12 protein-coding genes and 1 tRNA gene are annotated in these 13,967 nt (G+C 61.8%); 8 read left to right on the forward strand and 5 right to left on the reverse strand.

The features are described from left to right. Positions 1 to 236 precede the first annotated feature (236 nt). Positions 237 to 1,277: a GTPase ObgE gene (gene obgE / locus X265_RS02135; RefSeq protein WP_128963424.1), complete on the reverse strand. Its 1,041-nt coding sequence runs from the start codon at positions 1,275 to 1,277 to the stop codon at positions 237 to 239. A 152-nt stretch (positions 1,278 to 1,429) separates the two neighbouring features. Between obgE and X265_RS02140 the strand changes: the two genes are divergently transcribed. After that, on the forward strand, positions 1,430 to 2,404 hold the full coding sequence (locus X265_RS02140) for an ABC transporter substrate-binding protein (protein ID WP_128963425.1): 975 nt from the start codon (positions 1,430 to 1,432) through the stop codon (positions 2,402 to 2,404). Positions 2,405 to 2,406: 2 nt separating this feature from the next. On the opposite strand, the gene X265_RS02145 is transcribed toward X265_RS02140, so the two are convergent. After that, positions 2,407 to 2,886: a MaoC family dehydratase gene (locus X265_RS02145; RefSeq protein WP_128963426.1), complete on the reverse strand. Its 480-nt coding sequence runs from the start codon at positions 2,884 to 2,886 to the stop codon at positions 2,407 to 2,409. 255 nt (positions 2,887 to 3,141) lie between these two features. Here X265_RS02145 and X265_RS02150 point away from each other — a divergent pair, with 255 nt between their 5' ends. Next, positions 3,142 to 4,056 carry a DMT family transporter gene (locus X265_RS02150; protein ID WP_128963427.1) on the forward strand — a complete coding sequence of 305 codons (915 nt, stop codon included), beginning with the start codon at positions 3,142 to 3,144 and terminating at the stop codon, positions 4,054 to 4,056. Positions 4,057 to 4,073: 17 nt separating this feature from the next. Here X265_RS02150 and X265_RS02155 read toward each other — a convergent pair whose 3' ends face one another. From X265_RS02155 to rplU, 3 genes are all read right to left on the reverse strand, one after another. Continuing rightward, the gene (locus X265_RS02155; RefSeq protein WP_164938382.1) at positions 4,074 to 4,667 is read right to left on the reverse strand and encodes a GNAT family N-acetyltransferase; all 594 of its coding nucleotides are present in this window, start codon (positions 4,665 to 4,667) and stop codon (positions 4,074 to 4,076) included. 133 nt (positions 4,668 to 4,800) lie between these two features. After that, positions 4,801 to 5,070: a 50S ribosomal protein L27 gene (gene rpmA / locus X265_RS02160; RefSeq protein WP_092234086.1), complete on the reverse strand. Its 270-nt coding sequence runs from the start codon at positions 5,068 to 5,070 to the stop codon at positions 4,801 to 4,803. A gap of 103 nt (positions 5,071 to 5,173) precedes the next feature. Continuing rightward, on the reverse strand, positions 5,174 to 5,548 hold the full coding sequence (rplU, locus tag X265_RS02165) for a 50S ribosomal protein L21 (protein ID WP_092290017.1): 375 nt from the start codon (positions 5,546 to 5,548) through the stop codon (positions 5,174 to 5,176). A 332-nt stretch (positions 5,549 to 5,880) separates the two neighbouring features. Between rplU and X265_RS02170 the strand changes: the two genes are divergently transcribed. From X265_RS02170 to X265_RS02195, 6 genes are all read left to right on the forward strand, one after another. Further along, positions 5,881 to 7,032, forward strand: coding sequence for an ROK family protein (locus X265_RS02170; protein WP_128963429.1), 1,152 nt, complete (start codon positions 5,881 to 5,883; stop codon positions 7,030 to 7,032). Between the two features lie 564 nt (positions 7,033 to 7,596). Then, a tRNA-Ser gene (locus tag X265_RS02175) sits at positions 7,597 to 7,686 on the forward strand. Between the two features lie 246 nt (positions 7,687 to 7,932). Then, positions 7,933 to 8,331 carry an ATP-binding protein gene (locus X265_RS02180; protein WP_128963430.1) on the forward strand — a complete coding sequence of 133 codons (399 nt, stop codon included), beginning with the start codon at positions 7,933 to 7,935 and terminating at the stop codon, positions 8,329 to 8,331. Continuing rightward, positions 8,328 to 10,916 (forward strand): ATP-binding protein, encoded by a 2,589-nt coding sequence (locus X265_RS02185; RefSeq protein WP_164938383.1) that lies wholly within the window; start codon positions 8,328 to 8,330, stop codon positions 10,914 to 10,916. Before X265_RS02180 ends, X265_RS02185 begins: the two co-directional genes overlap by 4 nt. Then, positions 10,913 to 12,667, forward strand: a complete 1,755-nt coding sequence (locus X265_RS02190) for a response regulator receiver domain (protein WP_128963432.1) — start codon at positions 10,913 to 10,915, stop codon at positions 12,665 to 12,667. Before X265_RS02185 ends, X265_RS02190 begins: the two co-directional genes overlap by 4 nt. Before the next feature lie 64 nt (positions 12,668 to 12,731). Next, on the forward strand, positions 12,732 to 13,955 hold the full coding sequence (locus tag X265_RS02195; RefSeq protein ID WP_164938384.1) for a DNA cytosine methyltransferase: 1,224 nt from the start codon (positions 12,732 to 12,734) through the stop codon (positions 13,953 to 13,955). Positions 13,956 to 13,967: the final 12 nt, after the last annotated feature.

Below are 13,967 nucleotides of genomic sequence, written 5' to 3' on the forward strand. Positions count from 1 at the left end.
ATTGATGGCGCGAAGAAAACCTCTCCCAAAGGGAGAGGTCGGCATAGGCCGCCTTTGGCGGCCGTTCTTAGCAAAACGCCGAAGCAAAGCTTCGGCTACGGCGCCGGGTGAGGGGTTACGCTCTCTCGTGGGACCTGAACCCCCTCACCCGATTTGCGCCGGACGATGCTTCGCATCGCCGGGCGCAAATCGACCTCTCCCCGTTGGGGAGAGGTGTGGAGAGAGCGTCTCCCGCCTCAAGCCGACCACGGCTCCGCTTCGGCGGCGCTCTTGGCCTTGGCTGACACCGGAGCCTCGCCGATCACCTCGACCAGCGCACGCAACGCTTCCTTGACGCCCTGACCGGTGGCGGCGGACAGCAGCAGAGGCGTCTTCTTGGCGGCGCGCTTCAGCCGGTCCTTCTGCTTCTTCAGCTCGTCCGGCTCGACCGCGTCGATCTTGTTCAGCGCGACGATCTCGATCTTGTCGGTGAGCTGGCCGCCATAGGCATCAAGCTCCTTGCGGACCGTCTTGTAGGCCTTGCCGGCATGCTCGCTGGTTGCGTCGATCAGATGCAGCAGCACGCGGCAGCGCTCGACATGGCCGAGGAAGCGGTCGCCGAGACCAGTGCCTTCATGCGCACCCTCGATCAGGCCGGGAATGTCGGCGAGCACGAATTCGCGGCCGTCGGCGTTCACGACGCCGAGCTGCGGATGCAGCGTGGTGAAGGGATAGTCGGCGATCTTCGGCCGCGCCGCGCTGACCTTGGAGAGGAAGGTCGACTTGCCGGCATTGGGCATGCCGACGAGGCCGGCGTCCGCAATCAGCTTCAGCCGCAGCCAGATCCAGCGCTCTTCGCCGGGCTGGCCGGGATTGGCGTTGCGCGGCGCGCGGTTGGTCGAGGATTTGAAATGCGCGTTGCCGAAGCCGCCGTTTCCACCCTCGGCCAGCACGAATTTTTCGCCGACCTTGGTGAAGTCGTGGATCAGCGTCTCGCGGTCCTCGTCGAAGATCTGCGTGCCCACGGGGACCTTCAGCACGATGTTCTTGCCGTTGGCGCCGTGGCGGTCGGAGCCCATGCCGTTCTCGCCCTTCTGGGCCTTGAAGTGCTGCTGGTAGCGGTAGTCGATCAGCGTGTTGAGGCCGTCGGCGACCTCGATGATGACATTGCCGCCGCGGCCGCCATTGCCGCCGGAGGGACCGCCGAACTCAATGAACTTCTCGCGGCGGAACGCCACGCAGCCGTTTCCGCCGTCACCGGAGCGGATATAGACCTTTGCTTCGTCGAGGAATTTCATGGGCCATAGGTAGGCCAGCCGGCTCCCTCCGGCAACCCGGAAGACCCCGCAAATCGGCCGAAATTCCGCGAATTCGGCCGCTTGCTTAATCAGTCGCATGGATGCCGCGTCGGCGGGATGTGATATAGCCGAGCCGGAGCAGGGGGGCGCGGATGCGGCGGCGGCAGTTCATCGGGGGCGCGATTTCGGTTGCGATGCTGTCGCGTGCTCGCGCGCAGCCGACCATGCCGGTGATGGGGTTTCTGCACGCCGGCTCTGCCGAGGAGAACGTCAAGCGGCTCGCGGCCTTCCGAAAGGGGCTGGCCTCGGGTGGCATGGTCGAGGGCAAGAACGTGTCCGTCGAATACCGCTGGGCCGCGGGCCGGAACCAGGAGCTCGCCTCCCTCGCAGCCGATCTGGTCCGGCGCAACGTCGCACTCATCGCTACGCCCGGCAGCACGGCCGCTGCCGTGGCGGCGCGGGAGGCCACGTCGACGATCCCGATCGTATTCTCCTCCGGGACCGATCCGGTCGCGCTCGGCCTCGTCGACAGCCTCAACCGTCCCGGCGGCAACGCCACCGGCATCACCTCGCTCAACGCCGAATTGTCAGCCAAACGGCTCGGCATTTTCCGCGAGCTCGTGCCTGGCGTATCGCGCTATTTTACCCTGGTGAAGCCGAGCTCGGCCCTGGCGGCGCCCTTCGTTGCCGACATGCAGCGCGCCGCGTCGCCGCTTGGTATTCGCATCGAGGTGCTCAATGCCGATACGGAGGGTGAGATCGACGCCGCGCTCGCGCAGCTTCCGTCGGCGCCCGGTGCAGGCTTGGTGTTCGGGCCGGAAGGCTTCTTCTACATTCATCGCGCCCGCATTGCAGAGCTGGCGCTGCGCCATCGCCTGCCGACCATCTTCGATGTCCGTGACTATGTCGAGGCCGGAGGCCTCGCAAGCTATGGCTCGGATTATTTCAACGTCATGGAGCTCGCTGGCGAATACGCGGCGCGCGTGCTCAAGGGCGCCCGTCCGGCCGAATTGCCGGTGCAGCAGGCAACCAAGTTCGAGCTTGTCCTCAATCGCAAGACCGCGAAGATTCTTGGCCTGGCGATCGGACCGACGTTGCTCGCGACCGCCGATGACGTGATCGAATAGGTTTATGCCGGCCGCCGCCGGATCAGGAATTTCTGCAGGCCCTCCAGCACCAGCTCCTTGCGCTGATTGAACACCGTGCTGCGAAGCGTCACCGCGCCGGTCGTGCGTCCCGGCACCAACTCGATGACCTCCAGCGCAGGATAGATGGTGTCGTCGGCGTAAACAGGCTTGAGGAACCGGCTCGACTGCTCGAGGAAGCCGACCAGCGACTCCTCGACCATGAACGGAAACAGACCCGCGCCGGGCGCGGTGTGGATCAGGGTCTGAAAGCCGTGCGCGAGCAGATGCGGCATGCCGCGGCTGCGGCAATATTCCACGTCGTAATGCACCGGATGGGTGTCGCCGCTCGCGGTCTGGAAGGCCGCGAACACCGCCGAGGTCTGGGTCCGGCTCGGCAGCACGAAGCGTTCGCCGACCACGAAATCCTCAAACCAGCGTTGCGCCGGGATCATGCGATGCCGGGCCGGATGGAAATCGGTCATGACGATGCTCTCTGCTCGCGGGGCGCCTATCGCTACCGCGCCGCGAAGACTGCGACAATCCGTTCAATTCGGCTTGCGCGGGCTTGTCGTGCTGGCCCACGTCATTAAAACGACCGCAAGCGGCACTATCGGCCGAGTCCCGACGCTCTCTCCGTTCGTCATTGCGAGCGCAGCGAAGCAATCCAGACTGCCGCCGCGGAAAGTCTCTGGATTGCTTCGCTTCGCTCGCAATGACGGCCCTTCGCAGTCCGTGCAATGCCCCTCTTCAAGAATCTCTCCGCCTATGACGACCGCTCCGCGCGCCTCGCCGGCATCGGCCTCATGGTGCTGTCGATCTTCATGTTCTCGTTCGGCGATGCCACGGGCAAGTTCCTGGTCGGGACGTATTCGGTGGGGCAGCTTTTGTTCCTGCGCGCCTGCGCGGCGCTGCTCTTGCTGGCGCCGCTGATCTGGCGGCAGCGTCACCAGTTCCTGCAGCTGGAGCGGCCGCGTTTGCAGCTGGTTCGAGTCGTGCTGTCGACGCTGGAAGTCGCCGCATTCTTCCTGGCGACGGTCTATCTGCCGCTCGCAGATGTCATCACCTATTATCTCGCAGGTCCCATTTTCGTCACCGCGATGTCGGCGATCTTTCTGGGCGAGAAGGTCGGCTGGCGGCGCTGGACCGCGATCCTGATCGGCTTCTGCGGCGTGCTGATCGCGCTGCGGCCCTCGGCGCAGACGGTGAGCCTGCCGGCACTGATCGCGCTCGGCGGCAGCCTGTCCTTCGCGACATTGATGCTGATCACGCGCAGCCTGCGCAAGACGCCCGACATCGTGATGGCGTCCTCGCAATTCATCGGCACGTTCTCGCTCGGCGCAGTGCTGTCCGCCTTCCACTGGGTGCCGCCGACGCCAGGCAGCCTGGTGTTCTTCGCGATGGCGGGGCTGATTTCCGTGACCGCGCTGTTCTGCGTCAACCGCTCGTTGAAGCTCGCGCCGGCGAGCGTGGTGGTGCCCTACCAATATTCGATGATCGTCTGGGCCGTGATCTTCGGCTTCGTCGTGTTCGGCGACGTGCCGCAGATCGCCACGCTCGTCGGCGCCGCGATCATCATCGGCGCCGGGTTCTATATTTACCTGCGAGAGCGGGATCTGGCACGCGCGAGCGAGGAGATGACGCCGCCGGTGTGAGCCACGGCGTCGTCCCCCTACCTCACCCTTCTCGCGCTGCTCCAGCTCTTCAGCGACGACCAGACCCCGCGCGAGAGGCGGAAGCAGTCGACGGGTGTCGAGGAGCCCAGCGCCAGGAAACGGTGCAGCTGCACGCCGCTCCACTGGAAGCCGCACTTCTCCAGCACGTTGCGGGAGGCCGGGTTGGTGACGCGCGCGCCGGCATAGAGATGGTCGTCGTCGAACTCCTCGAAGAAGAAGTCGATCGCGCCGCGCGCCGCCTCGGTGGCGAAGCCCTGGCCCCAATGTTCGACGCCGAGCCAGTAGCCGAGCTCGGCATTGTCAGGCGTGGAGCAGTCGATGCCGACCATGCCGATCGGCTCGCTGTCGTGCTCGATCAGGAACACGGTCTCGGCTCCGAGCGCGGACGTGGCGCGGATGAATTCGACCGCGTCGTCCTGCGAATAGGGATGTGGCAGGCGGCGCGTGTTCTCGGCGACGCGGCGGTCGTTGGCGAGCCGGGCGATGGTCCTGACGTCGGCCAGCGTCGGCCGCCGCAGCGTCAGCCGTTCGGTGGCGACGACGCTGGGTCTCGCCTCGGCTAAGGTCACGCTCGAAAAGTCCTGCAACATGTCCGGCTCCGTCAAAGTCACAAACGAAAGGGGAGGCCGGTTTCCCTGCCTCCCCTGGAGCCTTCGATCTTTTGATCTCAAGGACTCCGCCGGTTCGGTCAAGGACCCGGCGGACTCCAAATTGATCCACCGTCTATTCAGCAGCCTCTGCGAGCGGGAGTACCGCGACAAAGGTGCGGCCATTGGCTTTGGCCTGGAATTCAACACGACCCTCGATCTTGGCGAACAGGGTGTGGTCGGTGCCCATGCCGACATTGAGGCCGGGATGCCAAGTGGTGCCGCGCTGGCGCGCAATGATGTTGCCGGGAATCACGCGCTCCCCGCCGAACACCTTGATGCCCAGACGCTTACCCTTGGAATCGCGACCGTTGCGCGATGAACCGCCTGCTTTTTTGTGAGCCATGGCTCGTCTCCGAAATCCTTCGTAGTTCTAGGTCAATTCCTTGACGGAATCATTTCAAAACGTCGCACGCCTCAATTCGTGAATTGGCGTGATCGGTCTCAGCTTACTCGGCGGCTTCTTTCGCGACCTTTTCCTTCTTCGGACGCGGGCCCTTGGTGGGCTTGGCGCCGTCGGTCAGGATCTCGCTGACGCGCAGCACCGTGATCTCGTCGCGGTAGCCGCGCTTGCGGCGCGAATTCTTGCGGCGGCGCTTCTTGAAAGCGATGACCTTCGGGCCGCGCTTGTGGTCGAGCACCTCGACCGCAACGGAGGCGCCCGCCACCGTCGGAACGCCCAGCACCGGCGTGTCGCCGCCGACCACCAAAACTTCATTCAACTGCACGATCGAGCCGACTTCGCCTTCGATCTTGCCTACTTCGAGAACATCATCCGGCACGACGCGGTATTGCTTGCCGCCGGTTTTGATGACTGCGAACATCGTTTTTTCTCCGTGTTCAATCCCGGCCTCATGACATCGGTCACGGGCCGGCTTTTTGATCAGTCGCTATGGGTTACTGCGAGTTTTGTGCGGGTGGGAGTTATCCCTTTGTAAACCCACGCAAAAACAAGCGGCGCGAGAAACGCCCCGCGCCGGTTGTGCGGACTTATAGCCGCAGGCGGCGAAGAGTCAAGGAAAACCGCCGAAAAGCGTCAGAATTTGAAGGATTTGGGCCATTTCCGCGCCCCGTCACGGAATCTCGCCTGCCCCAGCAACCAATGGGTTCCCCGGCTGTTGTCCTTAGCAATTAAGCATTCGGGGCAAGGGCTTCCATGGCAACGGACGAACTGGTCAAGACAACGGGCATCGCCCAGCACGGGGCAAGCCGCCTGCCCTCGGTCGACGTCGACAGCTTCAACATCGAGATCAAGGACGACGAGGGCTTTCTCGGCGACCGCGCCAGCAAGGGCGCGTTTCGCGAGATCCTCGAGGAATGGCGCAAACCGCTGCGCAAGAGCGGCGACGACCCGTTCGGCGACGAGCCCTCGGACAAGATCAGCAAGAAGGCCCTCGATGCCGTGCTGAGCGGCGACGACGCGGAGGCCGCGGCCGTCGTGCACAGCGCGATCGAGGAATTCGCGCAGGAGCTCGCCTACGTGACGCGGCGATTCCTCAAGACCAAGGCCTGGGCCAAGACTGAATGCATCGTGGTCGGCGGCGGCTTTCGCGCCTCCAGGCTCGGCGAGATCGCCATCGCCCGGGCCGAGATCATCCTGAAGGCGGAAGGCTTCAAGGTCGACCTGGTGCCGATCCGCTTCGACCCCGACGATGCCGGCCTGATCGGCGCCCTGCACCTTGCTCCATCATGGATTTTCGAGGCCTATGACAGCATCCTCGCGGTCGATATCGGCGGCACCAACATCCGCTGCGGCATCGTCGAGACGCGCTGGAAGAAGGCGCCTGATCTCTCCAAGGCGTCCGTCTTCAAATCCGACCTGTGGCGCCACGCCGACGACGAGCCGAGCCGCGAGGCCGCGGTGAAGCGGCTGGTGAAGATGCTTCAAGGCCTGATCGAGGACGCCAAAGCCGAGGGCTTCAAGCTCGCGCCCTTCATCGGCATCGCCTGTCCCGGCGTCATCAACGCCGACGGCTCGATCGAGAAGGGCGCCCAGAACCTGCCGGGCAATTGGGAGAGCAGCAAGTTCAACCTGCCGGCGAGCCTGGTCGAGGCGATTCCTGAGATCGGCGGGCACGACACCGCGATCCTGATGCACAATGACGGCGTGGTTCAGGGCCTCTCCGAGGTGCCGTTCATGCAGGACATCGACCGCTGGGGCGTGCTCACCATCGGCACCGGCCTCGGCAATGCGCGCTTCACCAACCGCCACCGGGAGAACGGCAACGGCAAGGACCGGGATTCTGCGGAGGGGAAGAAAAAGTCCAAGGAAAACAACAAGGACAATGCCAAGGCGGACAAGGAGTAACCTTGCTCGGTTAGGTTAACCACCGCTTTGCGTTGCGACACCCCGGCCGCACGCTACGGTGGAACCGTCGCCTCACGCCGGCCGGCGAAGCCGCCCTTCCTGGCCAGCATTTCAATGAGCGGCACGGGACCGCCAGTGTTTACCGCGTCTGGCGGTCCCACCCCGGTTTCTTCCTTCGCCTCTCCCGCGTGCCGGAGAGCATAGGCCGCCCTGGGCGGCCGTTTTTTTGAGAACGTCGAAGCGAAGCTTCGACTACGGCGCCCCGGGCGATGCGAAGCATCGTCCGCGCGGGGCGGGTGAGGGCTCTTTCGTCTGGGGGATTGTCTCGTCAGCCCCCTCGACGCGGGAAGCTTGTCGCACCCCGACATCGGTGCGTTCCCTCCCCCCTTGTGGGGGAGGGTTAGGGAGAGGGGTAAGCCCAGGAAAGGGTGCCAATCATCGACGACGCGGCAAAACCGGAAAGACACCCCCCGCTTTTTCCCCTTTCGCGCCTTGTCTGGCCCGCCATCCTCGCTTATGAACGCCCCCAACCACAGGGGCCCTGCTCCTACCATGGCGCCTTCAGGAGAGGTGGCAGAGTGGTTGAATGCACCGCACTCGAAATGCGGCATAGGTGCAAGCCTATCGGGGGTTCGAATCCCTCCCTCTCCGCCATCGACTTTCAGCAGCGCACGAGGCCAGAGATCGAGATCGAGGTCGAACGTCGCATCGCGTCCTTCCTCGCGGCATGCCAAATTCACCTGCGGTCGATGGTCAAAAGGCGCTCAGCTTCTCTCTGGTCTGGCCTATCGGCGGGGTTCATTGGCGCTGTCATCGCATTTCACCTTTGCTAACCGATTAGTATGTATTGCCTTTCAACGTAGAGTCGCAGCACATTGCCCTGCCTTCCGGAATCGATTGATGTCTCCGCCTTCCAAGTCTGACGTGCGTGAAGCGAGCTCGCGACCGCCGCGCGGCGTGACATTCCAGACTCGCGCCCGCACGATCGACCACCTTGGGCGCGGTCAGATTGCGGACGCGCCGACAGCGGTGAGCGAGCTCTGGAAGAATGCGTACGACGCCTACGCCAAGGAGGTCGCGCTGCACATCTTTGACGGCAGCCCCGAGGTCGCGCTGGTGGTGGACGACGGCGCCGGCATGTCGCTTTCGACATTCCGAGACCGATGGCTCGTTATCGGAACCGAATCGAAGATCGAAGACATCGACGCGGCACCAATCGATACCTTTGGCCTGGCCGACCGAGTTCGTCAGGGCGAAAAGGGGATAGTCGCCTGTCGGCGGCGTTCCTCGCGCCGGTGACGCTGGTCCTATCTAAGACTGTCCGGGATCGATTCGCCGCGGTTCTCGTCGACTGGAGGCTGTTCGAGAACCCCTTTCTTCTGATCGAGGACATTCGCATCCCGATCGTCGAGTTCGACCGGGCGAGCGACATCGAATCCGCCCTGAAGGGGATGGCCGATATCATCCGCACCAACTTCGGCATCACCGCCGCCGAGGCGAAGCGGGATCCGGATTCGCGCGTAGCCCGCTTGTATGCTGGTTGGCGTAGATTCTCCGAATATGAGCATTCGCAGAATATCGGCGCCTCGACGCATGACGATATCAGAGCATTCTGGTCGCAGCCGGTACCGATCGAATCGCGCCACTTCGCTGAGTGGCCGGTCTATTCAGGCTTGGCCAACCACGGTACCGCGCTCTACCTGCTGGATGCGCATCATGACCTTGCGCAGTGGGTTCGACCCGGGCCTAAGGACGACGACGAACGTAAGGAAAGCGAAGAGCTTTTGCTGCGCACGCTATCGGGCTTCGTCGACCCCTACGCGCGCAAGCAACCGGACTTCTCTTACGAAGTGCTGCTGCATTTCGGCGAACGCTCACGACGTGTGCTCGCGTCAGGAGACGTCTTCGGCTACGACGAACTCATGTCACTTGAGCACGTGATCGACGGAAAGTTCGATGCTCGCGGCCGATTTAAAGGAAAGGTGATTGCATTCGGCAAGGACCTGGGAATCCAGGAATTCGTTCCGCGTCGTCCGCTACCTCAAAACCGTCGGGATGTTGTGGGGCCGTTTGCCTTTTGCATCGGCACATTCGAGCAGTTGCTGACCAACACCACGCACACCGAGCAGCAATTCGATCATCTGAAATTGCAAGCTGAGAAGTTCGGTGGCCTGGCCGTGTATCGCGACGACTTACGCGTGATGCCATACGGTCGCCCGGACAGCGATTTCTTCAAGATCGAGGAGCGTCGGACGCACCATGCCGGTCGTGCGTTCTTTTCTTTCCGCAGAGTATTCGGCCGCGTTTCGATATCGCGAACCGCCAACCCACAGCTTAAGGACAAGGCCGGCCGCGAAGGATTGGTGGTCAATCGGGCTCGAAACGAACTGCAATTCCTAGTCATCGATCTTCTCGTGGATTTCGCGGCAAGGTTCTTCGGAACCGGATCCCCGATCCGCGAGGAGTATCTCGAAGAGGCCCAAGCCCGAGCAAAAGCCGCTCGCGAAACCACACAAAAAGTGAGAACGAGCCAGCTGGCCGAACTGCGGAAGTTCATGAAGACGAACGAGCCGGCGATAGCGGCGGCCCGAACGCGCATCGTGCAGCTCAAATCGAAGCTTTCTGACGTCGTCCGTTCGAAGAAGACCGACGAAGTCGCGGTGATTTCGTCCGAAATTCGAAATCTCAATCGCCAACTGCAGGACTGCAAGCCGCCGGCGACACCCCGAAAGCTCGCGAACCTGGAGACGCCGTTTCGCCAATACCGGGATCTCTTTGGCGCCGCGTCCGATGAGATGGCCGACCTCCGGGATGAAGTGGCGAAGGCGGAGGCCCAGATCGGAAGAGACGACCCGGGCGACGTTGTAAAGGCGCGAGTCAAAGCGAATTCCGATGCGATCGCATCGTTCCTTGACGAGTCTACGAAAGCCTTCGTGGCAAAGTTCGATCAGCTTCGGAACGAGTGGCGCGAGACGGCCGCCGCGGACAAGCAGCGGTTCGCCGAAGCCGCCGAGCCGTACCTGAAGGGGAAAACGAGTCAAACCGCGTTGGCCTCGGTTCTCGGCCTAATCGATCAGCGTCGATCCGAGATCGAATCGGAACTGCGGTCCAAATACGCCGCGCTTGTGAAGGCGCTCGACCGCCTGAAGGAGGGTATTGACCTCGAGGAAGCCTTGTCGGTCATCGACGACGACCGCGCTGAGCTTGAAGATCGCCTGAAGGAGATCTATCAGGTAGCTCAACTCGGCATCGCCGTCGAGATCATCGGTCACGAGCTGGAGTCTCTGGACGTCGAAGTCCGTCGTAATCTGGAGAAGATGCCAGCGGACGTGCGGTCGACGCGTTCGTGGAAACACGCCTTCGAGGCGCATTCGGCGCTCACTGAAAAACTGCGCTTCCTGGCACCGATGAGGATCGCCGGCTATCGCAACCGCGAAACGATCACTGGCGCCGAAATAGCCGGATATCTTGAGGAATTCTTCAAACGACGGTTCGAGTCCGAGGACATCTCATTCGAGGCCACTAAAGCCTTCAGAGCGATCTCTTTCAGCGACCTGAGGTCCCGCATCTATCCGGTATTCATCAATCTCCTCAACAACTCGATGTACTGGCTGCAATTCGTCAAAGACCGGCGGATCGTGCTCGACTTCCGCAACGGTAAGGCTGTCGTTTCGGATTCCGGCCAAGGCGTCGACCCCGACGATGTTGGCCGTCTGTTCCAACTCTTTTTCACGCGCAGGGCGAAGGGTCGCGGACTTGGTCTCTTCCTATCGCGTGTAAACCTGGCCGCCGCACGCCATCACATACGGTACGCGACGGGCGAAGACCCGCGCCCGCTTAAGGGCGCCAACTTCATCATAGAATTTCAGGGCGTGAATGCATGAGTGCGGTCTACGACAAGGCAGTCCATCATACTTTTGTAGACAGCCTCCGGAGCGTCTTCCTCGTCGATGACGCTTTTCCGTGTCTCAGCGACATGTTCAAGAGTGAGCAGTGGCTCCGGCGATTCAAGGAGCCAGACCGGGCTGCGGCCCTGTACCGGGAATTCAGAAAGCGGCATCTCCCTTGCGACATCGAGAATACGTTTCGGCGGGGGGACATCAAGATGGTGGAGCGCATGAGGAAGTGCGACCTCATCGTTCTAGACTTCCATCTCGACCCCGACGACAGCGACAACAGCAAAGCGATCGAGATTCTTCGTCGTTTGGCCGCCAGCCGTCACTTCAATACAGTGGTCGTCTACACGAAAGCCGAAAAACTCAGCGACGTTTGGCTGGATATCGCGGCCAATTTGCGATCTGACTTTGATGTCGAGGAGTTCCTGAAGCAGCACGAGACCGAGCACGAATGGTGGCAAACCACCGCCGAATTGAGCAAGCTGCAGCTCCCGACGGAAACCACGATGGCGGAGTTTCTGACCGGCGGTATCGAGGGCGTATCGAAGCCTGCGAAGAAAGCAATCGGTGATGAGATCGTTGCGATCGGCGGAGCCGGTGATCGCAAAGTACTCGTTGAAGCTTGGCTAAGAAAGAACGTTGCCGAACGTCAGCATCCACCCGTTAAGGGGGTGAATTCCACAGGCGATACTGCGTTACAGGGCCGTTTCACGAATAACGGCCCTCATTGGCTCCAATGCCGCGGTTGCTTCATTGCGATCGTGAGGAAAAATAGCGACGACGAGGTTAAACACCTGATGTCTGGGCTTGATGCAGCCCTGATCGACTGGAAACCCAACTTCCTGCAGATCCTCGTCTCGGAGATACAAAACAATCTGGAACTCGAATCCTTCGCGGCCGATCCAAGACTATTCTCGGACGTCGAACGCCAAGTCGGCCTCAGCCACTACCTTCTATCCCAGCTAGAAGAAGACGGCGACCAGATCGCCGCTGTGGAGGCGGTCGTCGATCGCATATTGGAAACGCTTCGGCACAGGATCTCGGCCGACAAAAATCTCCGAACTTTCGGTGACAAAGTCCTGACCGACATTCGCTCGGAACTCGCCGATGCGATCACCTCAGACAAGCCGATTGCGAACGCCGGTGCGCTTGCTCACGCCCCCGGCAAATTCGACGGCCAGCGTATCCTGTTCCTGCTCAACTCGTTCCTTTCCACTGAACATTTCTCGAAATCGCGGATCACGACCGGCACGGTCTTCACGGACGGGACGGCGCATTGGATGGTCACGTCACCCGCATGCGATCTCACCGCCAGACCGACCGGGGCAAAGGAGACCTGGTCGAACGAACTTCATCCGGTCAAGGCCATATTGGCGGTCAAGCTCAAGTTGGTGGACGTTTCTCAATCGTTGAAGGAGGCAACACAAGGCAAGCACGCTTTCCTCGTCGACAAAGAGAAGTTCGTGCCCCTGGAGATATTCGAAAAGCAGACGTCGCAACCCGCTCCGGAAATCTTCTTCGTTCTCGATGCCGGCCGGACACGTTTTGCCGCCGGCAAGCCGGCAACCTTCAAGGCGATCCAAGTCTCGCGCTCGAACCCGAAAACGTCCCCCAGGCTCGTCGGTCAGCGGTCCTTTTCGGTGTTGGGCCAACTGCGCGCGAACTACGCGAGCCGCGTGCTACAGTTGACCGGCGCGCACTTCGCCCGGATCGGCATCGATTTTTTTAAGGGGGCCTAAGATGGCGGGAGCAAGACCGAAAAAGTTAGGCGCGCGTGCGAAGACTCCGAAGGATGCAGCTCCGTTGTCCAAGGCCAAGATGCCTGAGTTTCTGGCGGTCGATTTCTTCAGCGGCGCGGGCGGAACCACGCGCGGAATGCTCGACGCCGGCGGATACGTGATCGCTGGCGTCGACAAGGACGCAGCGTGCGAACGGACCTATACGGACAACAACGGCAACATGACTCTTGATCGGAGGCCGCCCCACTATCTATGTCGCGACATCTTCCCATCTTCGACGGCGCATCCGGAGGGTCAGCAGGAGAAGCTGATGAAGGAGCTCGACGTTCTGATCGCGAAGTATCGCGCTCTCGCGCCGGGACGGCCGTTGATGTTCGCGATATGCGCGCCTTGCCAGCCGTTTACAACGCTCGCCCGCAAGGAGCCTTCCGAGAGGCGTGTTGAACGCCGTCGCAAGGACAAGAACCTGCTTTCCGAGGCCTTAAAATTCGTGCGCCGCTTCCGTCCGGACGTCGTGCTTTCAGAGAACGTGTCCGGCATTTCCGACCCGCGGTTCGGTGGGATCTGGGAAGCTTTCCGCAAGGGACTGAGGGCCTCGGGCTACGCCGTTGGCTCGAACGTCGTATGCGCATCGAAGTTCGGCGTCCCGCAGTACCGAAAGCGTTCAATTCTCGTCGCGGTCAACCGCAAGAAATCCAAGGGAGAGGCTGCACGAAAGGGAACGTTGAGCATTCCGGTCGCCGGCGGATCGGGAGAGGAGAGAACCGTTGCCTCTACGATCTCTCATTTGCCGAAGATCGAAGCGGGAGAACTGCACGCGACTATTCCGAACCATCGCGCGCGAACTTTGAGCGACACGAACTTGAAGCGGATCGCCTCCGCCAAGCCGGGCGTCAGCAATAGCTATTTATCCAGCACCCCGTACGGAGACCTCTCGCTGCCGTGCCACCGGCGCGTGAAGAAGAAGCTGAAGACGGCTTGTTTCACCGACGTCTATACGCGGATGAGCGGCGATCGGCCGTCCCCGACCATCACCACGAAATGTCACAGCATATCGAACGGACGGTTCGGCCACTACGACACGAAGCAGAACCGGGGAATTTCGCTGCGTGAAGCGGCGGCGCTGCAGTCGTTCCGCGATGACTACGTGTTCTACCCGGAAGACGGCGTCTGCACCGTCGCAAGGATGATCGGGAATGCAGTTCCGCCCCGCCTCGCGCAGTCCTTCGCGGAATTCAGCATGACCTTGCTCGACAAGAGAGTGTTTCCTGCCCTGACAATCGGTTGACGATGTAGACCG

Origin of the sequence: Bradyrhizobium guangdongense (assembly GCF_004114975.1) — a bacterium.
In the GTDB taxonomy this organism is placed as follows: Bacteria; Pseudomonadota; Alphaproteobacteria; order Rhizobiales; family Xanthobacteraceae; genus Bradyrhizobium; species Bradyrhizobium guangdongense.